General features: G+C 68.8%; 26 protein-coding genes and 1 pseudogene. 9 read left to right on the top strand and 18 right to left on the bottom strand.

The features are described 5' to 3' along the window. Positions 1 to 88: 88 nt before the first annotated feature. The 6 genes from AC1DWT_RS15980 to AC1DWT_RS15955 all read right to left on the bottom strand — a co-directional run bounded on the left by AC1DWT_RS15980 (position 89) and on the right by AC1DWT_RS15955 (position 4,412). Positions 89 to 496, bottom strand: coding sequence for an arsenate reductase ArsC (locus AC1DWT_RS15980; RefSeq protein WP_206014039.1), 408 nt, complete (start codon positions 494 to 496; stop codon positions 89 to 91). Further along, positions 493 to 1,584 (bottom strand): ACR3 family arsenite efflux transporter, encoded by a 1,092-nt coding sequence (arsB, locus tag AC1DWT_RS15975; RefSeq protein WP_206014038.1) that lies wholly within the window; start codon positions 1,582 to 1,584, stop codon positions 493 to 495. The genes AC1DWT_RS15980 and arsB overlap by 4 nt, the downstream gene beginning before the upstream one ends. Next, positions 1,581 to 1,970 (bottom strand): ArsR/SmtB family transcription factor, encoded by a 390-nt coding sequence (locus tag AC1DWT_RS15970; RefSeq protein WP_206014037.1) that lies wholly within the window; start codon positions 1,968 to 1,970, stop codon positions 1,581 to 1,583. Before AC1DWT_RS15970 ends, arsB begins: the two co-directional genes overlap by 4 nt. Positions 1,971 to 2,048: 78 nt before the next feature. Next, positions 2,049 to 2,891, bottom strand: a complete 843-nt coding sequence (locus AC1DWT_RS15965) for a class I SAM-dependent methyltransferase (RefSeq protein WP_477921322.1) — start codon at positions 2,889 to 2,891, stop codon at positions 2,049 to 2,051. A 101-nt stretch (positions 2,892 to 2,992) separates the two neighbouring features. After that, positions 2,993 to 3,523 (bottom strand): DinB family protein, encoded by a 531-nt coding sequence (locus tag AC1DWT_RS15960; protein WP_206016090.1) that lies wholly within the window; start codon positions 3,521 to 3,523, stop codon positions 2,993 to 2,995. Positions 3,524 to 3,548: 25 nt separating this feature from the next. Next, positions 3,549 to 4,412, bottom strand: a complete 864-nt coding sequence (locus AC1DWT_RS15955) for a helix-turn-helix domain-containing GNAT family N-acetyltransferase (RefSeq protein ID WP_072944999.1) — start codon at positions 4,410 to 4,412, stop codon at positions 3,549 to 3,551. Positions 4,413 to 4,515: 103 nt separating this feature from the next. Here AC1DWT_RS15955 and AC1DWT_RS15950 point away from each other — a divergent pair, with 103 nt between their 5' ends. The 5 genes from AC1DWT_RS15950 (at position 4,516) to AC1DWT_RS15930 (ending at position 10,228) form a co-directional block, all read left to right on the top strand. Continuing rightward, positions 4,516 to 5,859: an NAD(P)-binding domain-containing protein gene (locus tag AC1DWT_RS15950; protein ID WP_206014035.1), complete on the top strand. Its 1,344-nt coding sequence runs from the start codon at positions 4,516 to 4,518 to the stop codon at positions 5,857 to 5,859. Between the two features lie 4 nt (positions 5,860 to 5,863). After that, positions 5,864 to 7,090 (top strand): MFS transporter, encoded by a 1,227-nt coding sequence (locus tag AC1DWT_RS15945; RefSeq protein WP_206014034.1) that lies wholly within the window; start codon positions 5,864 to 5,866, stop codon positions 7,088 to 7,090. 284 nt (positions 7,091 to 7,374) lie between these two features. Continuing rightward, on the top strand, positions 7,375 to 8,301 hold the full coding sequence (locus tag AC1DWT_RS15940) for an ATP-binding cassette domain-containing protein (protein WP_206014033.1): 927 nt from the start codon (positions 7,375 to 7,377) through the stop codon (positions 8,299 to 8,301). After that, on the top strand, positions 8,298 to 9,107 hold the full coding sequence (locus tag AC1DWT_RS15935) for an ABC transporter permease (RefSeq protein ID WP_477921317.1): 810 nt from the start codon (positions 8,298 to 8,300) through the stop codon (positions 9,105 to 9,107). Before AC1DWT_RS15940 ends, AC1DWT_RS15935 begins: the two co-directional genes overlap by 4 nt. A 488-nt stretch (positions 9,108 to 9,595) precedes the next feature. Continuing rightward, positions 9,596 to 10,228, top strand: a complete 633-nt coding sequence (locus tag AC1DWT_RS15930) for a sigma-70 family RNA polymerase sigma factor (RefSeq protein WP_095865344.1) — start codon at positions 9,596 to 9,598, stop codon at positions 10,226 to 10,228. A gap of 105 nt (positions 10,229 to 10,333) precedes the next feature. Here AC1DWT_RS15930 and AC1DWT_RS15925 read toward each other — a convergent pair whose 3' ends face one another. The 6 genes from AC1DWT_RS15925 to AC1DWT_RS15900 form a co-directional block, all read right to left on the bottom strand. Further along, a complete protein-coding gene (locus tag AC1DWT_RS15925; protein ID WP_179377871.1) occupies positions 10,334 to 10,510 on the bottom strand; it encodes a hypothetical protein in 177 nt (58 codons plus the stop codon). 72 nt (positions 10,511 to 10,582) lie between these two features. Further along, positions 10,583 to 12,658: a heavy metal translocating P-type ATPase gene (locus tag AC1DWT_RS15920; protein ID WP_206014031.1), complete on the bottom strand. Its 2,076-nt coding sequence runs from the start codon at positions 12,656 to 12,658 to the stop codon at positions 10,583 to 10,585. A 37-nt stretch (positions 12,659 to 12,695) separates the two neighbouring features. Further along, positions 12,696 to 13,010, bottom strand: coding sequence for a metal-sensitive transcriptional regulator (locus AC1DWT_RS15915; RefSeq protein ID WP_206014030.1), 315 nt, complete (start codon positions 13,008 to 13,010; stop codon positions 12,696 to 12,698). Beyond that, positions 13,007 to 15,277, bottom strand: a complete 2,271-nt coding sequence (locus AC1DWT_RS15910) for a heavy metal translocating P-type ATPase (protein ID WP_206014029.1) — start codon at positions 15,275 to 15,277, stop codon at positions 13,007 to 13,009. The genes AC1DWT_RS15915 and AC1DWT_RS15910 overlap by 4 nt, the downstream gene beginning before the upstream one ends. Continuing rightward, a complete protein-coding gene (locus AC1DWT_RS15905; protein WP_095865341.1) occupies positions 15,277 to 16,167 on the bottom strand; it encodes a hypothetical protein in 891 nt (296 codons plus the stop codon). Before AC1DWT_RS15905 ends, AC1DWT_RS15910 begins: the two co-directional genes overlap by 1 nt. A gap of 30 nt (positions 16,168 to 16,197) precedes the next feature. Beyond that, positions 16,198 to 16,404 (bottom strand): heavy-metal-associated domain-containing protein, encoded by a 207-nt coding sequence (locus AC1DWT_RS15900; RefSeq protein ID WP_095865340.1) that lies wholly within the window; start codon positions 16,402 to 16,404, stop codon positions 16,198 to 16,200. A 235-nt stretch (positions 16,405 to 16,639) separates the two neighbouring features. Between AC1DWT_RS15900 and AC1DWT_RS15895 the strand changes: the two are divergent. The 3 genes and pseudogenes from AC1DWT_RS15895 to ggh all read left to right on the top strand — a co-directional run. Beyond that, positions 16,640 to 17,458: pseudogene (locus AC1DWT_RS15895) on the top strand (class I SAM-dependent methyltransferase); the annotation flags it as partial. 189 nt (positions 17,459 to 17,647) lie between these two features. Next, positions 17,648 to 17,971 carry a ribbon-helix-helix domain-containing protein gene (locus AC1DWT_RS15890; RefSeq protein ID WP_072945113.1) on the top strand — a complete coding sequence of 108 codons (324 nt, stop codon included), beginning with the start codon at positions 17,648 to 17,650 and terminating at the stop codon, positions 17,969 to 17,971. Positions 17,972 to 18,037: 66 nt separating this feature from the next. After that, a complete protein-coding gene (gene ggh, locus AC1DWT_RS15885) occupies positions 18,038 to 19,375 on the top strand; it encodes a glucosylglycerate hydrolase (protein ID WP_206014028.1) in 1,338 nt (445 codons plus the stop codon). Positions 19,376 to 19,427: 52 nt separating this feature from the next. On the opposite strand, the gene AC1DWT_RS15880 is transcribed toward ggh, so the two are convergent. The 4 genes from AC1DWT_RS15880 to AC1DWT_RS15865 form a co-directional block, all read right to left on the bottom strand. After that, positions 19,428 to 21,116 carry a flavin monoamine oxidase family protein gene (locus AC1DWT_RS15880; RefSeq protein ID WP_477921311.1) on the bottom strand — a complete coding sequence of 563 codons (1,689 nt, stop codon included), beginning with the start codon at positions 21,114 to 21,116 and terminating at the stop codon, positions 19,428 to 19,430. Beyond that, positions 21,113 to 21,913, bottom strand: a complete 801-nt coding sequence (locus tag AC1DWT_RS15875) for a carbon-nitrogen hydrolase family protein (RefSeq protein ID WP_206014026.1) — start codon at positions 21,911 to 21,913, stop codon at positions 21,113 to 21,115. The genes AC1DWT_RS15880 and AC1DWT_RS15875 overlap by 4 nt, the downstream gene beginning before the upstream one ends. Next, positions 21,910 to 23,367, bottom strand: coding sequence for an amino acid permease (locus AC1DWT_RS15870; RefSeq protein ID WP_477921309.1), 1,458 nt, complete (start codon positions 23,365 to 23,367; stop codon positions 21,910 to 21,912). The genes AC1DWT_RS15875 and AC1DWT_RS15870 overlap by 4 nt, the downstream gene beginning before the upstream one ends. 93 nt (positions 23,368 to 23,460) lie before the next feature. Next, the gene (locus tag AC1DWT_RS15865) at positions 23,461 to 24,081 is read right to left on the bottom strand and encodes a helix-turn-helix domain-containing protein (RefSeq protein ID WP_072945029.1); all 621 of its coding nucleotides are present in this window, start codon (positions 24,079 to 24,081) and stop codon (positions 23,461 to 23,463) included. Positions 24,082 to 24,189: 108 nt separating this feature from the next. Here AC1DWT_RS15865 and speB point away from each other — a divergent pair, with 108 nt between their 5' ends. Continuing rightward, positions 24,190 to 25,206, top strand: coding sequence for an agmatinase (speB, locus tag AC1DWT_RS15860; RefSeq protein ID WP_072945031.1), 1,017 nt, complete (start codon positions 24,190 to 24,192; stop codon positions 25,204 to 25,206). A gap of 297 nt (positions 25,207 to 25,503) precedes the next feature. On the opposite strand, the gene AC1DWT_RS15855 is transcribed toward speB, so the two are convergent. Then, positions 25,504 to 25,857 carry a helix-turn-helix domain-containing protein gene (locus tag AC1DWT_RS15855; protein ID WP_072945033.1) on the bottom strand — a complete coding sequence of 118 codons (354 nt, stop codon included), beginning with the start codon at positions 25,855 to 25,857 and terminating at the stop codon, positions 25,504 to 25,506. Further along, positions 25,850 to 26,056 (bottom strand): hypothetical protein, encoded by a 207-nt coding sequence (locus AC1DWT_RS15850; RefSeq protein ID WP_241031399.1) that lies wholly within the window; start codon positions 26,054 to 26,056, stop codon positions 25,850 to 25,852. Before AC1DWT_RS15850 ends, AC1DWT_RS15855 begins: the two co-directional genes overlap by 8 nt. Between the last annotated feature and the right edge of the window lie 382 nt (positions 26,057 to 26,438).

Below are 26,438 nucleotides of genomic sequence, written 5' to 3'. Positions count from 1 at the left end.
GCCGCACCGACCATGTCCTCGCCTCGGGCGTCGTAGAGGGGCGCCATTCCTCTCGCCAGCCGGGGAGGGCGCAGATGGATACTTCCCGTCAAGGCGCGATGGGGACGAGTTCGGCGATCAGGGCTTCGACCCGCGCCTTGATCTCGTCGCGGATCGGTCGCACCGCCTCGACGCCCTTGCCTGCCGGATCGTCGAGGGCCCAGTCCCGGTAGCTCGTGCCGGGGAAGACGGGGCAGGTGTCGCCGCAGCCCATGGTGATGACGACGTCGGAACTTTCGACGGTGTCGGGTGTGAGGATTTTCGGGGACTGGCCGGAGATGTCGATGCCGAGTTCGGCCATTGCCGCGACAGCGGCCGGGTTGACGGTCTCGGCCGGGGCGGTCCCGGCGGAGCGGACCTCGATCCGGTCGCCGGCGAGGTGGGTGAGGAATCCGGCGGCCATCTGGGAGCGGCCGGCGTTGTGGACGCAGACGAACAACACGCTGGGCATGGTCATCGGAGCGGGCCTTCCGTGGCGGAGGTGTGGAACCGGGAGCGCAGTGCGAGGGAGACGTAGACCAGGCCGACGAGGACGGGGACCTCGATCAGCGGTCCGACGACACCGGCGAGGGCCTGTCCGGAGGTGGCGCCGTAGGTGGCGATGGCGACGGCGATGGCGAGTTCGAAGTTGTTGCCGGCGGCGGTGAACGCCAGGGTGGTGGTGCGTTCGTAGCCCAGGCCCATGACGGCGCCGAGGGTGTAGCCACCGCCCCACATGATCGCGAAGTACGCCAGCAAGGGAATGGCGATCCGGACGACGTCCCAGGGCCGGGAGGTGATCTGCTCGCCTTGGAGGGCGAAGAGGATCACGATGGTGAACAGCAGGCCGTAGAGCGCCCACGGCCCGATGCGGGGAAGGAATGTCGACTCGTACCATTCGCGGCCCTTGGCCTTTTCCCCGAACCGGCGGGTGAGGTAGCCGGCGAGCAGGGGGATGCCGAGGAAGATCAGCACCGACTTCGCGATCTGCCACGGCGAGGTGTCGATGGTGGTCTGCTCGAGGCCGAGCCAGCCGGGTAGTACGGACAGGTAGAACCAGCCGAGGACGGCGAACATGACCACCTGAAACACCGAGTTGATCGCTACCAGGACGGCGGCGGCCTCTCGATCACCGCAGGCCAGGTCGTTCCAGATGATCACCATCGCGATGCAGCGGGCCAGGCCGACGATGATCAGGCCGGTGCGGTATTCCGGCAGGTCCGGCAGCAGCAACCAGGCGAGGGTGAACATCAGCGCCGGGCCGAGGACCCAGTTCAGCACCAACGAACCGATGAGGAGTTTGCGGTCACCGGTGACGGTGTCGAGTCGGTCGTAGCGGACCTTCGCGAGCACCGGGTACATCATGATCAGCAGGCCGAGGGCGATCGGCAGCGAGATGCCGTCGATCTCGACCGCGGACATCGCGTCGCCGAGGCCGGGGATCATCCGGCCGAGCAGCAGACCCGCGACCATGGCGATGCCGATCCACACCGGCAGGAACCGGTCGAGGGTGGAGAGTTTGCCGACGACGGCCGGGTGCTGGTGTGCGGTGGTGGCCTCGCTCACGCCGGCACCTCCGTGGTGGTGCAGGCCTCGGACGGGACGACCGGTCCGCCCTCGGTAAGCAGCACGGCAGACAGTTGCTGCAGGGCCGAGGGGATCACCCAGTAGTACACCCAGGTGCCGCGGCGTTCGCAATCCAGCAGTCCGGCCGAGCGCAACACCTTCAGGTGATGCGAGATCGTCGGCTGCGACAGGTCGATCGTCGCGGAGATGTCGCAGACGCAGGCTTCACCCCCGGCGTGGGAGGCGATCAGCGACAGTAGGCGCAACCTGACCGGATCACCCAGGGCCTTGAACATCCGGGCCAGATCGCCGGCCCAGTCCTCGGTCAACGGTTCGCGTGCCAGGGGTGAGCAACAGGCACCGCTCTCCGAATTTTGATTCGACATACGTCGATATTGACAGGTGTCGAATCAGGAGGCAACCCAACAGGCGATGCGCTGCCGGTGACCGAGGGCCGATGCGGGCTACCGCTTGCGCGCGGTGACGAGCAGGTACTCGGCGTCGTAGTGTGTCCGACGGGGCGCATCGGCCCGATTCCACGCGGTGAGGAATTGCAGGAAGTCCCGCTCGAGGTTCGCGATCCGATCCGGATCCGCGGCATTGTGGCGGTACACGGCGATCGTCGGGCCGTAGTTGCGTTTCCAGAACTCCCGGAACTCGGTCGGGTCTGCGAAGCGGTCGATCGCGAGCGACTGGCGGTGCGCGTCGAGCGCGGTCACCCGGTCGCCGAACAAGTCGCGGACGTGTTGCTCGTCGCCCCACAACGGCGGCGGGGTCGCACCGCGCGGCGGGGGCGGTGCGTAGGGTGCCATGGTCTTGAACAGGTTGCCGATCAGACCCTGCGGTGTCCAGTTGATCATCGCGATGGTGCCGCCGGGTCGGCAGACGCGCAGCATCTCGTCGGCGGTCTGCTGATGGTGCGGCGCGAACATGGCCCCGACGACCGAGATGACCGCGTCAAAGCTGTCGTCGTCGAACGCCAATGCCTCGGCGTCGGCCTCGACCCAGTCCAGCTCGACGCCGCGCTGGGCGGCGATCGCTCGCCCTGCGTCGAACAGTTCCGGCGTCAGGTCCGACGCGACGACGGTGGCGCCGCGCGCTGCGGCCGGGATCGCGGCGTTGCCGCTGCCGGCGGCGACGTCGAGCACCCGCTGGCCGGCGCGGATATCGGCTGCCTCCACGAGCACCTCGCCGAGGGTCGGAATCAGCTCGGCGGCGACGGTCGGGTAGTCGCCGGAGGCCCACAACGCCCGGTGCTTGGCCTTGAGCGCGCGGTCGGTGTCTGTATCGGTGGGAATGGTGGTCATGTCGTTTCCTCGTCCTCGATGGTGGGTGCCGGATGTCGGCATACCAATAGACGACGGCCGGCCCGGAAGGACGCACGCAAGCTGATTTTCGGCGGAATGCGTCAGCCGACAGTGAGCTGGGCGCGGTGGAAGTCGAAGTGCTTGCCCGGGTATCGGTAGACCTGCTCGAGGGTCATGGTCTCGGTGAAGAACGGATCCCAGCGCACCGGGAACGCCATGCTGAGCCGTAGGTTCGTCTCGGATTCCCGGGTGAGGGAGCGTTGCAGCTTCGCGATGACGCGGTCGCATTGGCGGCCCATCCGCCTTTGGTTGAAGACGGTGGCCGCCGCGCACGAGCCGAAATAGTTGATCTGGTGGAACACCGGTGTCGCGGCGTTCAGGGCGCGGGCGAACCCTCGGCCGACCGGGTCGGGCAGCCGGGAGAATACCCGGACCATGATCAGCAGCCGCCGGACGACCATGTAGCCGAACACCATGTGGAACAGCAGTTGCTCGTTGGTCCAGCGGGTGCCGGACGAGCGCCGAGCGAGCTGCTCGGTACTCGCGCCGTCGACCAACTCGTGCAACGCGACCCGGGCCCGCTCCAGATCGGCGGCGATCGCGGCCCGATCAACCGGTGGCGGCTCGGACATCATGTGCCCCAACTGTTTCGAGAGGTTATCCGGCGACAGGAGAACGGCGTTCGAGGAAGACGGTGTCCCGCCAGATCCCGTCGAGCTGGGCGATGCGTTCACGGACACCGAGGGTGCGGAACCCGGCGGAGTGGTGCAGGGCGATGGAGGCCCGATTCTCCGGGAAGATCGAGGTCTGCAGCGTCCACAGCCCGGCCTCGTCCGCGGCGATCACCTGGGTACGCAGCAGTGCCTTTCCGACGCCTCGCCCGCGCATGCCGTCGGCGACGTAGACGGAGTTCTCGGCCACCCCGGCGTAGCAGTCCCGTCCGGAGGTCGGGGACAGCGCGGCCCAGCCGACCACAATGTCGTCGATCTCGGCGACCCACCGATGCCCCGGCAGCCACTGCGCGTCCAGAGCGGTCTGGAGGGGGACCTCGGTGGTGAAGGTGGCAGTGCGGGTGGCGATGCCCTCGCCGTAGATCCGGCGCACCGCGTCCCAATCCTGCTCGGCCATGGGGCGGACGGTGACGTCGTCGGGCAGGTCGTCCGGGCAGCACGGGCGCGGGGTCAGCACCCCCATCACCGCGTCCGCGGCGTGCGGCAACCCGGTGCAGCACGCCGGGTTGACCATGACGACGGTGCTGGTGCTCCGCTTGTGCACCGAGACGAAACCGACATCGGCGAGCTTGCGGACGTGGTGCGAGACGGTCGGCTGCCCGATCCCCAAGGCCTCCGCGAGCTCGCCCACGGTGATCCCGGCCGGACGGGAGGCGACCTGATGCAGCAGCCGCACCCGGGTCGGATCGGCCAGGCAGGCGAACCACCCGGCGTAGGTGGCCGCGTCCTCCGGCGCCAACGCATCCACTTCGCCGGGGGTGCGGACGGTGGGCATGTCCAGGGAAGTCATGCCCACCACTATATCGATATCCATCGATGGTTGTATTCATCGACGCACGTCGATACTCTCCGATAGCAGAAGATCGATGAACGTCGATGGAAGGATTTTCGAGATGAACACCATGCCCGTAGTCGTCGTAGGCGCCGGACCGATCGGCCTCGCCGCCGCCGCCCAGCTGCGTGAACGCGGCCTGACCCCGCTGGTCTTCGAACGCGGTGACAGCGCCGGTGCCGCGATCGCCGAGTGGAACCACGTGCGGCTGTTCTCCCGGTGGGGGGAGCTGATCGACCCGGCCGCCCGCCGCCTCCTCGAGACCACCGACTGGACGGCCCCGGACGACGAGGCGTATCCAACTGGCCAGGACTGGACCCAGGACTACCTGGTCCCGCTGGCCGCCGCACTCGGCAACATCGTGAAACTGGGCACCGAAGTGGTCGGCGTGGCCCGTCGCGGGCGGGACCGGGTCGTCGACGCCGGCCGCGACACCGAACCGTTGTCGGTGCACCTGCGCCGTGCCGACGGCACCGAGGACCGCATCACCGCCCAGGCCGTGATCGACGCCTCCGGGACCTGGACCACCCCCAACCCGCTCGGCGGCGAGGGCCTGCCCGCGCTCGGCGAGAAAGCAGCGGCCGACGTCCTCGAATACCGGGTCCCGAACGTCGACGACCCCGAGGTGCGCGCCCGGTACGCGGGCAAGCACATCGTGATCGCCGGCAGCGGGCACTCCGCGCTGACCGCCATCGTCGCCCTGGCCAATTTGGAGAAGCAGGCGGCGGGCACTCGGATCAGCTGGGTGCTGCGCCGCGGCGACGTCGGCGGAGCCTTCGGCGGCGGCGAGGACGACCAGCTGCCCGCCCGCGGCGCCCTCGGCCTGCGCGCCAAGGCCGCGGTCGACGACGGACTGCTGACGGTGGTTCCCGGGTTCCGCACCGCCACCATCGAACCCCACGGTGACCGGGTGGTGTTGGTGTCCGACACCGGCGCCCGCATCGAGGACGTGGATCGGGTGGTGGCGCTCACCGGGTTCCGCCCCGACCTGTCCTGGCTGTCGGAGATCCGCCTCGGCCTCGATCCGGTGCTGCAGGCCCCCACCGAGTTGGCGCCGCTGATCGATCCGAACGTGCATTCCTGCGGCACCGTCTACCCGCACGGGGTCGCCGAACTGTCGCATCCGGAGCCGAATGTGTTCCTGGTCGGGATGAAAAGCTACGGGCGGGCACCGACGTTCCTGGCGATGACCGGGTACGAGCAGGTCCGCAGCATCGCCGCCGCCCTGGCCGGGGACCACGAGGCCGCCGCCCGGGTCGAACTGACCCTGCCGGAGACCGGGGTGTGCGGCGGCGCCGGGGTGTTCGACGACCCCGACACCCCGGCGGCAGCGGAAGAATCCGTGGGGTGCTGCGCCGCCCCGGACCCGCAGCTGATCGCCCTGTCCACCCGCGCGGGCGGATAACCCGGTGACCGGCACCCGGACCCTGCCGCAGACCGCGTCCCTCGACGAGACCGGTCTGCGGCGGGTGCTGGCGGTACTGTGCCTGACCGAGATCACCAGCTGGGGCATCCTCTACTACGCGTTCCCGGTGCTGTCGGTGTCCATTTCGGCGGACACCGGGTGGTCGCTGCCGGTGCTCACCGCCGCCTTCTCCCTCTCCCAACTCGCCGCAGCACTCACGGGCATCCCGGTGGGACGGATCATCGACCGCATCGGGCCCCGGGTCGTGATGACCGCCGGCTCCGTCGTGGCCGTCCCGTCCCTGCTGGTGGTCGCGGCCGCACCGAACCTGCCGATCTTCTACGCCGGATGGATCGCCGCCGGGATCGCGATGGGCGCGGTGCTGTATCCGCCCGCGTTTGCGGCGCTGACCCGCTGGTACGGCGACAAATACGTCAAAGCCCTGATGATCCTCACCCTCGCCGCCGGGTTGGCCAGCACCGTCTTCGCCCCGCTGACCGCGGCGCTGGTCGGCCGGTACGACTGGCGGGCCACGTATCTCGTCCTCGCCGCGATCCTGGCGATCATCACCGTGCCCGGGCACCTGCTGGGGTTGCGCGGTCGGTGGCCGCACCCACCTGCCCCGACCGGGAACCATCCGGTCGATCACCGGGACGCCTCCCGCAGCCCGGCTTTCCTCGCCCTCGTTGCGGCCCTGAGTCTCGGGGCGTTCGCCGCGTTCGCCGGGGTGTTCAACCTGGTGCCGCTGCTGATCGAGCAGGGCTTCTCCCCATCCCTCGCCGCCCTGACGCTCGGACTCGGCGGTGCCGGGCAGGTCCTCGGCCGCCTCGGCTACCTCCCGATCGCTGCCCGCACCACTGCCCGCACCCGCACCGTGGTGATCCTCGCCGCCACCGCCGCGAGCACCGCGTTGCTCGGGATCGTGACCTCGGTGGTCGCGCTGATTGCTGTCGCCATCGGCGCGGGGCTAGTCCGCGGGATCTTCACCCTGATCCAGGCCACCGCGATCACCGACCGATGGGGCGCCACCCACTACGGGCGCCTGAACGGGCTGATGTCCGCGCCGGTCGTCATCGTCATGGCTCTCGCCCCCTGGGCCGGGACCGCCCTGTCGGCGTGGACGGGCAGCTACGCCCACGCCTACCTGATCCTCGCCGCCCTTGCTGTGGTCGCCGCCCTCATCGGGGCCGCCAGCATCCCCCACCACAGCAAGGCCGCCAATCCTTCTTGAAAACTTGGGTCGGTCTTGGAGTGGCAACGCTCGCTGTCATCGGCGTCGTTGCGCATGGTGGGCCGCGACTCCCACCACCTGGTGAGCAGGCTCAGCCGCGTCCGATAGGGAGCTGATTCGACGGCGGGTGCGTCCCTCTCGCGGGTGGTTCGTCTGAGGAGGTAACTTCCATCCACATCGGGTGGGAGCAAGCCCTTCTTCGAGAGGAATCCTCCGATGTCCACCCACCCGTTCTCTCCCACCGGAACCGGCCACGCGGCCGGCGGCCACGGCGGGGGTGTGAAATGACCGCCCCCGCCGTCCTCGTTGAGGACCTGCACGTCGCCTACGGCACAACCTGGGCCCTCGACGGCGTCGACCTGGAAGCCGCCGCCGGGACCACGCTCGGGGTCCTCGGCCACAACGGTGCCGGCAAGACCACCCTGATCCGCACCCTCACCACCCTGGTGCGCCCCACCGTCGGCCGCGTGCAGATCGAGGGCCTCGACGTCATCGCCGACGCCGACCGGGTGCGCCGCCGGATCGGGGTGACCGGCCAATACGCCGGACTCGACGAATTCCTCACCGCCCGAGAGAATCTGGAGCTGATCGGCCGACTGACCGGGCTGCGCCGCACCGCTCGGGCGCGGGCCGACGCGCTGATCGACCGGCTCGGGCTGCACGAGTACGCGACCCGCCGGGTCGGGGAACTCTCCGGGGGCTCGCGCCGCCGAATCGATCTGGCCGCCAGCCTCGTCGGATCCCCGTCGGTGCTGTTCCTGGACGAGCCGACCACCGGCCTGGACCCGATCGCCCGCGCCGGACTGTGGGACGTCGTGGACGAGCTCACCACTGCGGGCACCACCGTGATGCTCACGACCCAGTACCTCGAGGAGGCCGACCGGCTCGCCGACCACATCGTGGTCCTGCGCCGGGGGCGGGTCGCCGCCCGTGGCACCCCCGCCGAACTGAAACGGATCGTCGGCGGCAAGGTCCTGACCGCCACCGTCCCCACCCACCAACTGGGAAGTCTGCCGTTCATCCCGGACACGGACCGGGTCGACGGCGACCGGGTTCGGGTGTCGGTCACCGTCGACGACGCCCCCGCCGCGACCGCCCTGGTCGCCGGCCTGCACCGCGGAGGCATCGAGGTCACCGACCTGGACGTGACCTCCCCGAGCCTCGACGACGTCTTCACCCACCTCGCCCACACCCCCGGAGCCCACCGATGACCACCACCACGCCCGCGATCGCCCGGGCTTCGATCGGGAACCAGCTCGTCGCTCTGACCGTCCGGAACCTGCGCACCAGTGCCCGGGTTCCGCAATTGCTGATGTTCTCGCTGACCATGCCGATGGCGATGCTGGTGCTGTTCAGCCAGGTCTTCCGCAGTGTCGCGGCCGGCCCGGGCTTCCCGGCGGGGGTCAGCTACATCGTTTTCCTCACCCCGGCGATGCTCGCCGTCTCCACAGTGATGGCCGGCACCAACGCCGGAGTGTCCGCTGCGATCGATCACACCAACGGCCTGCACGACCGCTTCGCGGCCCTGCCGATGCGCGCAGGCCTACCCGGTATCGCTCGCACCATCAATGAGGCCGTGTTCACCCTCGCCCGGGCCGCATTGCTCGGGATCGCCGCCGTGGCTTTGGGTTTCGAGTTCCACGGCAGCGCCGTCGATGCCGTGTCCGCGGTCGTGGTGCTGGTGGTGYTGGCGGGGGCGATGAGCGCGTTGTTCGGRCTGATCGGGGATCGGCTGCGGCGCCCGGACGTGGTCCAGTTCGCCGGRATGATGGTGATGATGCCGCTGATGTTCGTCTCGAGTGCGTTCRCSCCGATCGAGACCATGCCCGGCTGGATGCAGGCAATGGCCACGGTGAATCCGGTCGCGCACGCCACCGACGCCCTGCGCGGGCACGTCCTCGGCACCGCCACCGCCGGCGACACCGCCGCAGCCCTGGTTGCGGCGGTCGGGTTGTGGGCGGCGGTGACCGCCGTCCCCGTCCTCACCCGCCTGATTCGGTCGGCCCGCGGCCGCTGAACAACGACGAACCTGCCCTGTCCCTCCCGAGTAAGGAGAGGGACAGGGCAGGCTTTGTGTGCGGCGCCTACCCGGAGCCGGGCACTCTTCTGGCCCCTACCCGCAGAGGGGGTAGAGGCTGGGAGAGCGCTGTGGTCAGCGGATACGCCCGGTGCGGGCGTCGACGGCGCTCATGCGGCGGCGTCGAGCAGATGCAGTTCCTCCGCCACGATCAGATCGACCTCTTCGCTGGTCAGACCCGAAAACAGGTGTGTGGTCAACATCGCTCTCACCTCCTCGCCGCGCTTCTACTGGTACGTCGAATCGGAGAACCCGTCATCGACATCGACACCCATACAGACGAGGCAAACCGGATTCGGACGCAGACTGCGTTCTATCGCGGGTGCGTCCGATTGCGGCCGCCGCCGTCGGTACCGGAGAGGTCGTTCCCCGGGGTCGCCACCGCGCCGCCGGACGGGGATGCTGGAAACGGAAAGGAACCACGGATCATGAGCGAGGAATCGACCACCACCGCGACCGCACCCCATCAGGAGCCAGCTGATCTCGAACAGCTCTGGCGCAGCTTCTCGAGCGATTTGCGGGCCTTCATAGCCCGCAGGGTCTCGCGCCCCGAGGACGCCGACGACATCTTGTCGATCGTGTTCCTGCGGATGGCCAAGAGCCTGGACAATCTGCGCGATCAGGACCGCCTCCTCGGGTGGATGTATGCCATCACCCGCAACGCGATCACCGACTTCTACCGCTCCGCGCCGCACCGGCGTGAGCTGGTCGTCGACGCCGTCCCCGACACTCCACCGGACGACGAATCGGATGTCGACGAGGCGGCGGAGAAGGAACTCGCCTCCTGCCTGGTGCCGATGCTCTCCGGGCTGCCCGCCGAGCAGGCCGCGGCGGTGAAGATGGTCGACCTCGACGCCCGAACCCACGCCGCGGCCGCGGGTGAGGCGGGAATCTCGGTGTCCGGGATGAAATCCCGGGTCCAGCGAGGCCGCGCCGCCCTTCAGGCCCAATTGCACGCGTGTTGTGAGATCAGCCAGGATCGCGCCGGGCACGTGCACGACTACCAGCCCCGCAGCGGCGGATCCTGCGCCTGCGGAGCCACACCCACGACGGACCAGTAGACCGGCACACCCGCTCGAGAGGCGCCCCTAGATCGCGCGACACCACGCACAGACGGCGGTGCGGTGCGAGCCCAACGCTCGCACCGCACCGTTGCCGGGTAAGGACTACTGGCAGCCGCACCCGCCGCCGGCCGTTGCCGCCGGACCGCAGCACGTCGACTTCTCGCTGCGATCGCAGCAGGTGGTCTGCCGTTCGGTGCTGCAACACGTCGGCGCCGCGGCCTGCGGTGTCATGTCCGTCCGATCCGTCGCCGGGGTCTCGAACTCGTTCGGGTTGCTCATGGTGAACTCCTTGATCCGTGGGGATGGGTACCCGAACAGACGGAGGAGAATGGGAATGGACGCAGACCCCGGTCAGTGCCGGCTCAGCCGTTCCGGATCCAGATCGAGTCGTCGCAACAGCTGCGCGTTGAGGGCGACGACGATGGTGGAGATCGACATCAGGATCGCCGCGACCGCGGGGGAGATCGCGACCCCGGCGAACGCGAGGACGCCCGCGGCCAACGGGACGGCGATGATGTTGTAACCGGTGGCCCACACCAGGTTCTGCCACATCTTGCGGTAGCTCGCCTGCGATAGATCGATAATCGACAGAACCGCACGGGGGTCGTCGGCGGCGAGGACGACCCCCGCCGACTCGATGGCGACGTCCGTGCCGGCTCCGATGGCGACACCCACGTCGGCGCGGGCGAGCGCGGGGGCGTCGTTGACCCCGTCGCCGACCATCGCGACGCGGTGGCCGCGGGCCTGGAGTGCCGCCACCTGTGCGTCCTTGTTCTCGGGCAGGACGTCGGCGAACGCCTCGTCGATCCCGAGGTCGGCGGCGACGGCGTCGGCGACCTGCCGGGCGTCGCCGGTGATCATCGCGACCTTCACACCCCGTGCGTGCAGGGCGTCGATAGCCTGCCGGGACTCCTCGCGGACGGCGTCCTCGAGCGCCACCGCGCCGAGCGCCTTCCCGTCGCGGACGACGTGGAGGACGGCGGCGCCGCGCTCGACCCACCGTTTCGTGTGCGCCGCAACGTCGTCGGGGACCGTCACGTTCAGTTCGGCGAGCATTGCCGGTCCGCCGACGGCGACCTCCTCGCCGGCGACCTCGGCGCGGACGCCGCGTCCGGGCAACGACCGGAATTCGGTGGCGGTGCGGCGGGACTCGGCGGGAACCTTCGCGGCAGTCTCGGCGACGATCGCGCGGGCGACCGGGTGCTCGCTATCGGCCTCCACGGCGCCGGCGAGCGCGAGCAGGTCGGTGTCGGTGACACCGGCCGTCGCGACGAGGCCCGTCACCGCGTGCCTGCCCTGGGTGAGGGTGCCGGTCTTGTCGAACAGCACGACGTCGACGCCGCGCATGCGTTCGAGAGCCAGCCGGTCCTTCACCAGCACACCGGCCCTCGCGGCCCGCTCGGTGGAAATGGCGATCACGAGGGGGATCGCCAGGCCAAGGGCGTGCGGGCAGGCGATCACCAGAACGGTGACGGTCCGCACCACGGCCTCGTCCACGTTGCCGAGCAGCGACCACACCACGAACGTGAGAAGTCCTGCGATCGAGGCGAAATAGAACAGGAACGCGGCCGCGCGGTCGGCGAGGGCCTGGGCGCGGGACGAGGACGACTGCGCGTCGGCGACCAGTCGCTGGATGCCGGCGAGCGCGGTGTCCTCCCCCACGGCGCCGACGGTGATCCGCAGCGCGCTGTCGGTGGCGACGGTGCCCGCGACCACGGGGTCGCCGACCGACCGTGGGACGGGGGTGGATTCGCCGGTGATCATCGATTCGTCGACCTCCGCGCGGCCGTCCTCGACGGTGCCGTCGGCGGGAATGCGGCCGCCTGCCCGCACCAGCACCAGGTCGCCGGTGGCGAGTTCGGAGACGGGCACCTCGGTGACGCCGTCGTTGGTGACCCTGTCCGCGGTGTCCGGGAGCAGCGCGGCGAGCGCGTCGAGGGCCCCGGACGCCGACCCCAGTGCCCGCATCTCCAGCCAGTGACCGAGCAGCATGATGACGATGAGAAGCGCCAGTTCCCACCAGAAGTCGAGGTTGAACCCGCCGATCTGCAGGGTCGTCACCCACGACGCGAGGAACGCGACCGTGATTGCCATCCCGATCAGCAGCATCATGCCCGGCTGCCGCGACTTCAATTCGCTCCACGCGCCGGTGAGGAACGGTGCGCCGCCGTAGAAGAAGATCGCGGTACCGACCACCGGCGGAATCCACGACGCACCGGGAAAGTCGGGGACGGTGTAGCCGAGGAGGTCGGCGAACATGTGGCTGAACACCACCACCGGCACCGACAGCGCGAGACTGATCCAGAACTTCTGCCGGAACACCTCACCGTGCGCGCCGTGGCCGGCGTGCCGATCGGTGTGGGCGTCGTGATTTTCGTGTCCGGTGTGCCGGACCTGTTCCATTTCCTTCTGATGATCGTGAGACATGCCTGCTCCCTCGGAAGCTGCTCTCGTGGTCAGGTTTTCAGGAACGCACCAGTCGTGCGATGGCGTCGGTGGCTTCCTTGATCTTCGCGTCCGCCTCGGAGCCGCCCGCGACGGCGGCGTCGACGACACAATGGCTGATGTGGTCTTCGAGCAGACCCAGCGCCACCGCCTGCAGCGCCTTGGTCATCGCCGAGACCTGGGTGAGGATGTCGATGCAGTACTTCTCGTCCTCGACCATCCGCTGCAGACCCCGCGCCTGGCCCTCGATGCGGCGCAGTCGCTTGAGGTAGTCGTCCTTGGCGCTGATGTATCCGTGGCCGGATTCGGTACCGGTGTGCGGTTGCTCGGTCATGATTGTTCCCCTCGGGTGGGAGTGGTCAGGGGTTGGAACCGGCGCAGTCGCAGGCTGTTGCTCACGACGAACACCGAAGAGAATGCCATGGCGGCACCGGCCAGCATGGGGTTGAGCAGGCCCGCCGCCGCCAGTGGCAGCGCCGCGACGTTGTAGGCGAAGGCCCAGAACAGGTTTCCCTTGATCGTGCTCAACGTTCTGCGCGACAACCGGATCGCGTCGGCGGCGGCCCGGAGGTCGCCGCGGACCAGGGTGAGGTCGCTGGCCTCGATGGCCACGTCCGTGCCGGTGCCCATGGCGAGACCGAGGTCGGCCTGCGCGAGCGCGGCGGCGTCGTTGACTCCGTCGCCGACCATCGCGACCACCTTGCCCTCGGCCTGCAGACGCTTGACCACGTCCACCTTGTCCTGCGGCAGCACCTCCGCGATCACCTCGCCGATGCCGACCTGATCGGCGATGGCCCGGGCCGCGGACTTGTTGTCGCCGGTGAGCATGATCGGCGTGAGGCCGAGTTCCCGGAACTGCGCCACCGCCTCGCGGGACGTCGGCTTGACGGTGTCGGCGACGACGAGCACGCCCCGCGCCTGTCCGTCCCAGCCGATCCCGACCGCGGTCTTGCCGTCCGCCTCCGCCGCCTCGACGACCCGCTGGAGTTCGGTGGTGAGGTGCAGCGACCAGTCGCGGAGCAGTTTCGCGCGGCCGATGACCACCGCGTGACCGTCGATCATGCCCTGGACGCCGAGTCCCGCGACGTTGGTGAACTGTTCGACGTCGGGGAGGGTCGTCAGTCGCTCCTTCGCGCCGCGGGTGATCGCCCGGGCGATGGGGTGCTCGGACGCGTCCTCGAGTGCCCCGGCGAACCGGAGAACCTGTTCCTCGTCCTGACCGTCGGCGGCGATCACGTCGTGCAGCGACATCGTGCCGGTGGTGACGGTGCCGGTCTTGTCGACCACTACGGTGTCGACGCGCCGGGTCGATTCCAGAACCTCGGGGCCCTTGATCAGGATGCCCAGCTGGGCGCCCCGTCCGGTGCCGACCATGAGGGCGGTCGGGGTGGCGAGTCCGAGCGCGCACGGGCACGCGATGATCAGGACGGCGACGGCGGCGGTGAACGCGGCGGCGACCGCACCGCCGGTTCCGATCCAGAAGCCGAGGGTCGCGACCGACAACGCGATCACGATCGGGACGAAGATGCCGGAGATCCGGTCGGCCAGGCGCTGCACCTCGGCCTTGCCGGTCTGCGCGTCCTCGACCATCCACGCCATCTGCGCGAGCTGGGTGTCGGCTCCGATTCGGCTGGCACGAACCACGATCCGGCCGCCGACGTTGACCGTCGCGCCGGCCACCTCGGAGTCGGGCGAGACCTCGACGGGCACGGATTCGCCGGTCAGCATCGACGCGTCCACCGCCGACGAGCCCTCGACGACGACGCCGTCGGTGGCGATCTTCTCGCCGGGGCGGACCACGAACAGGTCACCGACGTCGAGCTGGTCGATCCCGATCAGCTGCTCGGTGCCGTCCCGCAGCACCGACACTTCCTTGGCGCCCAGCTCGAGCAGCGCCCGCAGCGCCGCACCGGCCCGCCGCTTGGCGCGGGCCTCGAAATAGCGGCCGGCGAGGATGAACGTGGTGACGCCCGCCGCGGCCTCCAGATAGATGTTGCCGGTGCCGTCGACCCGCGCGATCGTCAGCTCGAACGGGTGCGTCATCCCCGGCATGCCGGCGGTGCCCCAGAACAGCGCGTACAGCGACCAGCCGAACGCGGCCAGCGTGCCCATCGACACCAGCGTGTCCATGGTCGCCGTGCCGTGCCGCAGATTCGTCCACGCGGCCTGGTGGAACGGCCACGCACCCCACACCACGACCGGGGCCGCGAGCGTGAGCGACAGCCACTGCCAGTTGGTGAACTGCAGCGCCGGGATCATCGCCATCGCGATGACGGGGACCGTCAGCACCGCCGACACGAGCAGCCGCTGCCGCAGTCCCGCCGCCGGGTCCTCTTCCTCCGGAGCCGGGGGCTTCACCTCGGGCAGTCGCGCCGTGTATCCGGCCTGCTCCACCGTCGCGACGAGGTCCTCAGGCGAGACGTCGGCGGCGTCGTAGTGGACGCGGGCCTTCTCCGTCGCGTAGTTGACGGTCGCGGTGACGCCGTCGAGCTTGTTCAGCTTGCGCTCGATGCGGTTGGCGCACGACGCGCACGTCATCCCGCCGATGGCCAGTTCGATCTGGGAATCGGGCGGTGCCGCGATGTCGGCCGCGTGGGTCATCACTTCTCCTCCGGTCCGGCGGTGGCGGTGAATTCCGCGGTGTGGACGACGCCGGCGTGCTGGAAGTCCAGGAACAGCCGGTAGTCGCCCGCGCTGGGTGCGGTGACGGCGAAGTCGATCCCGGGACCGGCCGCGGTGACGCCGTCGCCGGGATGTCCGTCGGGGTGGACGTGCAGGTAGCCGAGGTCGGCGGTGCGCAGCGCCACCAGGTGACCGTATGCACCGAGGTACGGCTGCAGATCGGTGACGGGTAATCCGTCGCGGCTCACCGAGAGGGTGACGTTCGACGTCTCGCCCGGTCGCAGCGTGCCGTCGAGTGTGACGGTGTAGCCGTCCACGATGGTGGTCGGCGCGGGTGCGGGCAGTTCCTGTGGGTCGTAGGTGCCGGCCACGCGCAGGTCGGTGCCAAGGGTGACGCCCTCTCCGCCCGCCGGGGTGAAGTCCGCGAACACGCGGTAGTCGCCGCCGCGGGTGAGGTCGAGGGGGACGCTCCACGTTCCGGTCGCGTCGAGCGTCGGGTGCACGTGCTGGAACCCGGCGAGGTCGCGGCGGACGACGATCAGGTGCAGCAGTTTCTCGTGCTCCGGGGTGTAGTCCGTGACGGATACCCCCGAGGGATTCGTGATCCGGAACTGCACCGGGACCGCGGCACCGGCGGCGACCTGGTCGGATGCCAGTTCGAGGGTGTAGCCGTCCGCCGTCGGCGACAGTCCGCCCGGCGTCGAGTCGGCGACGGCGTCATGACCCGCCGCGCCGTGCCCGTCGTCCCCGGCCGTGTGCGCGGCGGGCTCGGCCACGTCCGGGCCGGCAACCGACCCGAGGGCGAGCGCGGCACCGAAGATCACGACGAGGCCGACGGTGAATCCGGCGAACTTGCCGGTTGCGTTCATGATGGGGCTCCTGTGCTGGAGTTTGCCGGCTCAGCCGGCGACTGAGTACCCGGCTTCCGCGACGGCATCCGCGAGGGCGCCCGGGTCGAGGTCGGTGGTGCTCTCGATGACGACCGTGCCGGTGGCCAGATCGACGTTCACGGCGGTGACGCCGGGGAGTTCGCTGATCTCCTCGGTGACCGAGGACACGCAGTGGTCGCAGGTCATGCCGGTGACGGTGACGCTGGAGGTGCTCACGGGGGTTCGCCTCTCTTCGGGGTATCGATGTCTTCTCTGAGAACTACCATACCCCCCTACCGTATTCCCGCAAGCGTGTGCCGAGTCGGTGTTCCTCGCCCACGCGGGCCCGAAAAGGTGATTGAGTGGTGTACCGGATCTCACCGGGAACGGAGCCTGGCAATGTCGATGGACACGTTGCGCACCCAGACGCTGCGCCGCACACCGCTCGCCGAGAACCCCGACCCGGTGCGGAATGCCTGACGACGGCCGGAAGCGGGTGGACGCCACCACCCTGACCGGTGTGCCCGCGACGATGATGTGGACGCTCCGCAACCGCGCCGTCGAGGCGGCGCGCCCGGACACCGCGTTCGAGGACCCGCTCGCCGTGAAGCTCTACGAGACCCTCGACTATCCGTACGAGAACTTCGGGAAACCCGGTCAATCCCACGCCCTGCGCGCGCAGGCGTTCGACGACGAGATCCGGGCATTCCTCGCCGCCCATCCCGACGGAACCGTCGTCGCGCTCGGCGAGGGCTTGCAGACCAGCTACTGGCGGATCGGCGACCCCGACGTCCGGTGGGTGTCGATCGACCTGCCCGAGGTGGTCGCGCTGCGCAGGCAACTGTTGCCGGACGAGCCGAACGTCACCACCCTCGCGGTGTCCGCGCTGGACCGGTCGTGGATGGACCACGTCGACACCGGCCGGGGTGTGTTCGTCTCGGCGGAGGGCCTGCTGATGTATCTGCCGCCCGACGAGTCGCTGTCCCTGATCGGCGACTGCGCCCGGCGATTCCCCGGTGGCCGGATGATGTTCGATTCGGTGCCGAGATGGTTCAGCCGCAAGACGCAGAAGGGACTGCGGATCCACGGCGACTACACCGTCCCGCCGATGCCGTTCCACCTCTCCGCAGGCGAGGCCGCGGAACTGCCCGCACGGGTCCCGGACGTCGCATTCACCCGCGAGGTCGCGTTACCGCTCGGCCGGGGCCTGTGGGGTTCGGCTTTCCTCCGCCGGCTGTCGGATCTACGGCCGCTGCGCGACTCGCGCCCGACGCTGACTCTGTGCGGATTCGCCGCGGATTCGCCGGCTGAGTGCACGCACGTGGACGCTCGCACTCTCGATTGCAGGCTTAGTGCTCCAGGCGCGCCATGTTATAGATGCGGTCGACCAATTATGTCGTACAAAATTAGTGTGGGGCCGACCGAATGTGGGCCGCTGAAGAGGTGACCGCAGCGCAACATACCCGGAGGGATGACACAGATGAACACTGAAAACGAGGAGCCCGATTTCGGCCGGCTCGCCGAGTGGGCGGAGCGTGACATGAAGTTGCCCGAGAACTCCGCAACCGCAAAGAGAGGCCAGGACGCTGCCGCAGACGGCAGGGAGTTGCTGGACCGGGTCGGGGCGGGCCGTCCGTCCTTGGGGCAGGCCGATGGTGTGAGCGGCGAATCGCCTCGCCGGCAGGTCCGGCTGCCGCGTCCGTTGAGTGAGAGACTCGATCGCTTCGCCGAGAATCAGCACAGGAAGCCCAGCGACGTCATGCGCGAGGCGGTCGAGGAGTACCTCGAGGCGCACTCCGGCTAGGTCTAGACCGCGCCCCTGAACCCCATCCGACGAGCGGTGTGGGCCGACCCGCAGCAGAATGGTGCAATGGCGGACCGCGGATTCACCCCCACACAGCTCGCGGCACGTGCCGCGTACCTGCTTCGCGGCAACGACCTCGGCACGATGACGAGCGCCGCGCCGCGCCTGTACCCGCACATGTGGAGTTGGGACGCCGCGTTCGTCGCGGTCGGACTGGCGCCGCTGAGCGTGGAGCGGGCCGTCGTCGAACTCGACACCCTGCTGTCGGCGCAGTGGAAGAACGGGATGATCCCGCACATCGTGTTCGCGAACGGCGTCGACGGATACTTCCCCGGCCCCGGGCGGTGGGAGTGCGGGACCCTCGCGGCGCACGCGCCGAGCGGCACCCAGACGTCGGGGATCACCCAGCCGCCCGTGCACGCCATCGCCGTGCAGCGCATCCTCGACCACTCGCGCAGGCACGGTCGCAGCACCCGCGCCGTCGCCGAGGAGTTCCTCGACCGGCGCTGGCCCGACCTCGTGCGCTGGCACCGCTGGCTCGCCCACGCCCGCGACCTCGACGGCAACGGCCGGATCGCGCTGTACCACGGCTGGGAATCCGGGATGGACAATTCGCCGCGCTGGGACCACTCGTACGCCAACGTCGTGGCCGGGGCGATGCCCGCATATCTGCGCGAGGACCTGTCCCACGTCGCCGACACGGGACAGCGGCCGTCGAACGGCGAATACGACCGCTACCTGTGGCTGCTCGAGGAGATGAAGACCGTCCGCTACGACGACGCGGAACTGGCCACCGCCATGAGCTTCGCCGTGGAGGACGTGTTCGTCAGCGCCGTGTTCTCGATGGCGTGCGAGGTGCTCGCGACCATCGGTGAGGAACATTCGATGCCGAACTCCGATGTTCGGGAACTGCACGGGTGGGCGGCCCGGTTCCGGCAGGGCGTCCTCACGACCACAGACGAACGGTCCGGGGCGGCACGCGATTTCGATCTGCGCAGCGGCCGGTGGATTTCCACCGAAACCCTCGCCATGTTCTCTCCCCTGCTGTGCGGCGGCCTGAGCCGCGACGCCGAACGCGCCCTCCTCCGCACGTTCGAGGGGCCGAAATTCTGCGGCCACCCCGACCTTCGGTACGCCGTGCCGCCGTCGACGTCGCCGGTGTCGGGCGACTTCCGCCCGCGCGAATACTGGCGCGGTCCGGTGTGGCCGGTGATGACGTGGCTGTTCTCCTGGGCGTTCGCCCGCCGCGGGTGGGCCGAGCGCTCGCACCTGCTGCGGTCCGAGGGGCTGCGGCAGGCCAGCGACGGCAGCTTCGCCGAATACTACGAGCCGTTCACCGGGCAGCCCCTCGGCAGCATGCAGCAGTCGTGGACGGCCGCTGCGGTTTTGGACTGGTTGGGCTGACGCCCCCGTGAGTACTTATTAACCACCCGTGGTTAATAAGTACTCACGGGCGCTAGTCGCACAAGCGGATCGGACCGAGTTCGGCGTACCGGTCGCCGGGTCCGGGGTTGTCGGCCGGGGCGGCGCCGCCGAGGTGGTGCATCACTCCCCAGACGGCGTTGAGCGCGGTCTGCACGGCGCCCTCCGCCCAGCCCGCGGTCCACGAGATGTCGTCGCCGGCCAGGAAGATGCCGCGGTGCCGCGGGTCGAGTTCGTCCTGCACGAAATGGCTGAACAGCCGCTCCTGGTACCGGTAGTGGCCGGGGAGGTTCGCCTTGAACGCGCCCATGAAGTCGCGCTCGGTCTCCCAGGACAGCGTGACCGGCGTGGAGATGATGTGACTGCGGAAGTCGACGCCCGGGTAGATCTCCTCGAGCGACTTGATCATGAGGTTCATCCGCTCGGTCGCGTCGAGCGGCAGGAGTTTGAGCGAATCGTCGGACCACGTGTAGGACAGGCAGATCAGGCCGGGCTTGTCGTCGCCGTGGTCGAGGAGGTAGGTGCCGCGGCTCATCCGGTCGGTCAGCGTCATGCTGACGAGGTCGCGGCCGGTGACCGGGTCCTTGTCCTTCCAGAATGGACGGTCCACGAGGGCGAACACCTTCGTCGAACCCATGTAGTGGGTGCGTTCGATGGCGGTCCAGTGGTCGATCGGGAACAGGTCGTCGTCGCAGTGAATGTTGTTGAGCAGCATCCAACTCTGCGCGGTGAAGACGGCGGCCGGGTAGGTGCGGATCTCACCGGACGAGTCGGTGACCGTCACCTGGTGCGGTGCGGTGCGCCGGACCTCCGTGACGCGGGGACGGGTTTCCCCGCCGTTCAGCGAGCGCACCGACGTGCCGTCCGGCCAGTGCGCCATCCCCGTCGGGGTGTCCGTCCACAGGTGCAGCGGCAGTTGCTGCGACCCGCCGACGATGCCGCGGTGGTGGTCGTCGGCGGCGGTGATCACGACGCGCAGGATCTCGAGGATCGAGTTGGGGAAATCGGTGTCCCAGCCGCCTGTTCCGAAACCGACCTGCCCGAACACTTCCCGGTGCCGGAACGACGCGAAGTGCTTGGACGACGCGAGGAAGCCGTAGAACGTCTGATCGTCCAGCCGGACCACGAGGTCGTTCCAGATCCGCTTGAGTTCGGCGGTGTCGCGATCGCGGATCGCCTGCTGGAGCGGGATCAGTTCGGCGTGGTCCTCGAGGGTGCGCTGCCACGCGTCGGAGACCTCCCGGAACACGGGCGGCAGATTGTCGAGGTGCTGCGCGTAATAGGTTTCGCCCTTGAGGTCGATGACCGTGCTGGGGGTGGCGTCGGCGAGCGGGTTGGGGAACGCCTCGGTCCGCAGCCCGGTGGCGTCGAGGTAGTGGAACAGGGTGGTCGACGACGGTGGGAACCGCATCGCGCCCATCTCGGCCACCACACCCGGGTGGCCCTCGAACGGCTGCGACCGCATCCGGCCACCGATCTGATCCGCCTCGTAGACAATCGGTTTCAGGCCCAACTTCATCAGCTCGTACGCGGTGACCATGCCCGACAGTCCGCCGCCGATGACCGCCACCTCGGTGCCGTGCCGGTCGGCGGGCACCGCACCGAGGCCCGACGGGTGGGTGACGTAGTCGTCGTAAGCGAAAGGGAAATCGGGACCGAACATCGTCAGCGGCGGGACGTCGGTGTCCGTGGCGGTGCTGTCCGGGGTGACGGGGATCGTCATGAAGTCTTCTCCTGCGGGAAGGGGTAGAGGTCGACGCGTCGGTCGTCGAGATGGGTGTTCTCACGGCGGGATCGGTGGAGGACGTCGAGTTCGAGGTCGACGACAGCCAGTTCTTCGTGGCGGCCCGCCCGGGCGAGTTCGGTGCCGTCGGGTGCGACCGCGCAACTGGACCCGCAGTAGTCGAGGTCGGTTTCGGTGCCGCACCGGTTGACGTACGTGACGAACATCTGGCTCTCGTAGGCCCGGGTGGGGACGACGCTTTCCGCGATGAATTCGTACGGACTCATCAGACCGGTGGGGACGACGAGCCACTGGGTTCCCCGGTCGGCATGGGCGCGAACGGCTTCCGGGAACTCGACGTCGTAGCAGATCAGGAGTCCGCACCGGATGCCGTCGTGGTCGAACTGGACCACCAATTCGTCGCCGGCCGCGAAGTGCGACCGGTCGAGTTCTCCGAACAGGTGGGTCTTGCGGTAGTTCGCCAGCGACGTTCCGGACGGATCGAGAGCCTGCACGCTGTTGTAGACGACGCCCGCGTCCGCCTCGGGGTAGCCGTAGACGACGGTGATCCCGGACTCGCGAGCGATCTCCGCGATCCGTGCCGCGATCGGTCCGTCCGCGGGTTCGGCCCGCTCAGCGATGAGGGATCCGATGTTGTAGCCGGTGACCGCCATTTCCGGGCAGACCAGGATGGACGCCCCGGATGCGGCCGCGCTCTGCGCGGCGGAGGCGATGGCGGAGAGGTTCGCCGCGACGTCGAAGGACAGTTCGGGACCTTGGAACAGTGCCGCCCTCATCGCGCCTCGACCTCTTCCGGCCTGCTGCGGAGTTCGGACTTGCGGACGCCGTAGGCGAAGTAGATCGCGAGCCCCACTGCCATCCACAGCGCGAACGCCACCCACGTCGAGACGCCGAGGCCGAACAGCAGCAGCGCGCAGAACACGACGCCGAGGACCGGCATCAGCGGGAACAGCGGGGTCCGGAAGCTGCGGTGCAGGTCGGGGTGGCGGCGGCGCAGGATGATCACGGCTATGTTGACGAGCATGAACGCGAACAGCGAGCCGATGCTCGTCGCGTCGGCCAGTTCGCCCAGCGGCACGAACCCGGCGAGCGCGGAGACGATGCCGCCGACGACGACGATGTTGACGACGGGCACCCGGGTGCGCGGGTTGACGCGGGAGAAGATCCGCGGCACGAGACCGTCGAGCGACATCGCGTACAGAATGCGGGTCTGTCCGTACATCACGGCGAGGACGACGCTGGCGATGGCGATCACCGCGCCCGCGGACAGGAAGATGGCGGGCCAGGTGCTGGTGGTCGCGGCATTCAGGATGGTCGCGAGTGCGGCGCCCTCACCGGCGATGTCCTGCCACGGCATCGCGCCGACGGCCGCGATCGCGACCAGGCAGTAGAGGATCGTGACGATCAGGAGGGAGAGGATAATGGCGCGGGGAAGGTCGCGCTTCGCGTTCTTCGCCTCGTCGCCGGCGGTCGACGCGGCGTCGAATCCGATGTAGGCGAAGAACACCTGGGACGCCGCGGCCGTCACGCCCGCCGCGCCGAGGGGAATGAACGGTGCGAAGTTCCCGGCGCGGAACGCGGTGAAGGCGACCGCGCAGAAGAACACGAGCACGAGGATCTTCAGGGCCACCATGACCGTGTTCACCAGGGCGCTCTCGGACGCCCCACGGGTCAGCAGGACCACCGCAACGAGCACGATGACGATGGCGGGAACGTTGACGATGCCGCCTGCTCCCGGTGATTCGCTGATCGCGGCGGGGAGCGCGATGCCGAACATGCCGTGGAGCAGTTCGTTGATGTACTCGCCCCAGCCGACGGCGACGGCCGCGACCGAGACACCGTACTCGAGCATCAGGCACCAGCCGCAGATCCATGCGAACAGTTCGCCCATCGTCGCGTAGGTGTACGAGTAGGAGCTGCCGGAGACGGGGATGCTGCCCGCGAGTTCGGCGTAGGAGAGGGCGGAGAAGAGGGCGGTGAACGCCGCGAGCACGAAGGCGAGGACGACGGCGGGGCCGGCCTTGGGTGTCGCCTCGCCGAGGATGACGAAGATGCCCGTGCCCAGCGACGCACCGATGCTCAGTGCGGTGAGGTGCACCAGGCCCATCGACCTCTTGAGACCGTGACCGGGTTCTTGGTCGTTGCGCGCCACGATAGCGTCGACCGATTTGCGGGCGCGCAGTGCGCCGGCGAGTCCGGGCGGGCGCGGAGAAATCTTGGTGATGTCCAACGTTGAGCTCCTGAGCGGTGGAGTGATGCGCACAACAATGAACGGGCGAGCCGTGACTGTCAACACATGTTTCCTAAACCGCTTGACGGTTTCCTAGCGGGAGGTGGGCCGGACATCGTCCGGTAGTGCTGGGGCCAGAATCCACAGAACGGTCGCGGTGTCGTCGCCGAGCGCGCGGAAGCTGTGCGGCAACTGCGGGGAGAAGGTGAACGCGTCCCCGGTCGCGAGCGACACGTCCTCGCCTGCCCCCGGGCCGTTGAAGGAAATGCAGATCTCGCCCGACACGACGTAGACGAAGGCGACGTCGACCGGCAGTTCGTACGTTTCCGAGCCGCTCCCGCCGCCGGGTTCGATCCGGCTCAGGAGCGACTGGACGCGGCGCTCACCAAACGGGGTCAACAGGAACTCGGCCATGCGCTCCCCGCCGAAGCTGATCGGCGGGTAGGCGTCGGCGCGTACCACCTCACCTGCGGCGGAGCTCTCGAACAGCGACCCGACGGGAATGTTCAGGGCGGCGCAGATCCGCACCAGCGTGGCGACGGACGCGCTCGCGTGGTCCCGCTCGATCTTCGACAGGTAGCCCTTGGTGATGCCGCAGCTCGCGGCAAGTTCGTCGAGCGTGAGGCGCTGTGCCTGCCGGGCCGCCTTGAGCCGGGGGCCGATCCTGGGCGCGTCGACGCCCGACGCACCTTCGGTTGCGAGGTCGTTCGCCATGCATCGATCCTTCGTTGTGTCTCGTATAGGAAACAGGTGTTGACAAGAATGCGTTCCAAGGAAACGATACGACGAAGCCACGTCTCCGGCACACACCGAAGGATTCCGATGACTACAGACCACGACGCAATAAAGGGCCCCGTCGACGCGACCCGCACCCCGCGCTACGCCGAACCCAGCACGTTCGCCCGCCTCCCCCGGCTCGACGAGGTTTCCCGCGCCGACGTCACGGTGCTGGGTGTTCCGTTCGACTCCGGCGTGAGCTACCGTCCCGGCGCACGCTTCGGCCCCGGCCACATCCGCGCCGCGTCGAAGCTCCTGCGCCCGTACAACCCCGCACTCGACGTGCACCCCTTCGGTGCGCAGCAGGTCGCCGACTTCGGTGACATCGGCGTCAATCCGTTCGACATCCAGGAAGCCCTGGCCACCGTCGACGGTGCCGTCACCGACCTGCGCAAGGACGGCTCGACCGTGCTGACGCTCGGCGGCGACCACACCATCGCCCTGCCGATCCTGCGTTCCCTCGCCCGCGACCACGGTCCGATCGCCGTCCTGCACTTCGATGCGCACCTCGACACGTGGGACACCTACTTCGGCGCCCCCTTCACGCACGGCACCCCGTTCCGGCGGGCCAGTGAGGAGGGGCTGATCGACCTCGAGCGGTCGCAGCACATCGGCATCCGCGGCCCGCTGTACAGCAAGAAGGACCTCGAGGACGACGCCGTTCTCGGCTTCCAGGTCATCCGGTCCGACGACTACGAGGTGGACGGCGTCGCCAGCATCGTCGAACGGATGCGTCGACGGCTCGACGGCGGTCCGGTCTACGTGTCCGTGGACATCGACGTCCTCGATCCCGCGCACGCGCCGGGCACCGGCACACCCGAGGCCGGCGGCATGACGTCCCGCGAACTGCTGAACACGCTGCGCGGACTCGTCGGCCTCAATGTGGTCGGCGCCGACATCGTGGAGGTCGCGCCCGCATACGACCACGCCGAGATCACCGGCATCGCGGCAGCGCACGTCGCGTACGAGTTGCTGTCGGTGCTCGCGATCAACGCGTCGTCGGCTCCCGGACGGGCAGGCCGCGGCGAGGCACTCCGGCAGGCGGCGTATGTGACGAAGTGACGCCGCCGGCCCCGGTCAATCGCGCGAGCGTCAACCGGGGCAATCCGGTCGGGTACTCGAACGGTGCGAAAAGCGCATTCCATACCCGTCGCCACGCCGTACTCGTTCGCCGAGATGTTCGTCTGGCCAGGGTTGCAGCACTGCCGCTTTCGCCTTTTCGTCAGACGGCGAGAGTAATGGTCCAAGACGCGTCCCCGCGGGACGGACTCACCGTGTTGGACTAATTCGAGTTGCTTGTTCGAGGCAGGCGCGGGGGCCAACGTATGTGTAAGGAGAACCTCGCCACAAACTGCACGGCTATGTGCCCGAGAAGGTGTCCAGGTCCAGGCTGACCTCGATCCCATTCTTCTCCACGACGATCCGCGGATGCTCGGCCCCGGTCGCCGCTAGGTACTGCCGCAGCGTCGAGAGGAGCAAGTCGTCGCGCCGCTCGATCTTCGACACCGCCGCCTGCTCCACGCCGAGCACTTTCGCCACCTCGGTCTGCGTGAGATCACCGGCCCTACGGATGTCGGCGAGAGTCTGCACGTAGACCCGGTTCATTTCCGCCGTCTCCGCACGGACACGCTCCACCTCACTGGTGATGGCGGAGTGCGCCGTCAGCTCTGCGATCCTCTCGTTCGCCCGCCTGAACGTGCGCTTGTCAGTCATGATCCTCACCTCGGGTTTCGAAGAGCCACTGCTCGATCGCCGCATCGGCACGAGAACCGACGCTGTTGTAGAACACATCCCCCATCTGCGCCTTGTCCCCCGCGAACAGCGCCACCACCACGACGTCGGTGCCCAGCGGGAACCAGCAGATCACCCGGACCGCGACACCCTCGTCGAACGGGTGCGAGGTCCGCCACACCGGATACCCGCCTGGACTGACGCACCCGCTTCAATCCTGGCAGATCCACCGATGGTGGTTCCTCCAGTGCGGCCAGATCCGCCAACGCGGCCGTCACATGTGCCAACACCTGCACCGCGTGAGCGTCCCCACGCTCCGCCTGCTCCTCGAGGCGATCGAGGTAGGCGAAGAAGTCTTCCGGCATGTCGACGATCACCCACAGAGCATTCCATTGATGGAATAGTCCGTCAATGGAATGCAGAGCAGTCTCGAGCGACGTCCAGAGATCCGGAAGGGGTCGAGTCCGAGCCGCAATTCGGCGGCTTCGTGCTCGCGCAAAAGCCTGCCATCAGAAGTGCAACTCGGGCACCAAGTCTTCGCCGTCGGTTCACACAGTGCATGG

The organism is Rhodococcus sp. P4_B6 (genome assembly GCF_056402215.1).
Note: the sequence above shows the minus strand (reverse complement) of the source record. Positions and strands in the feature narration are given on the sequence as shown.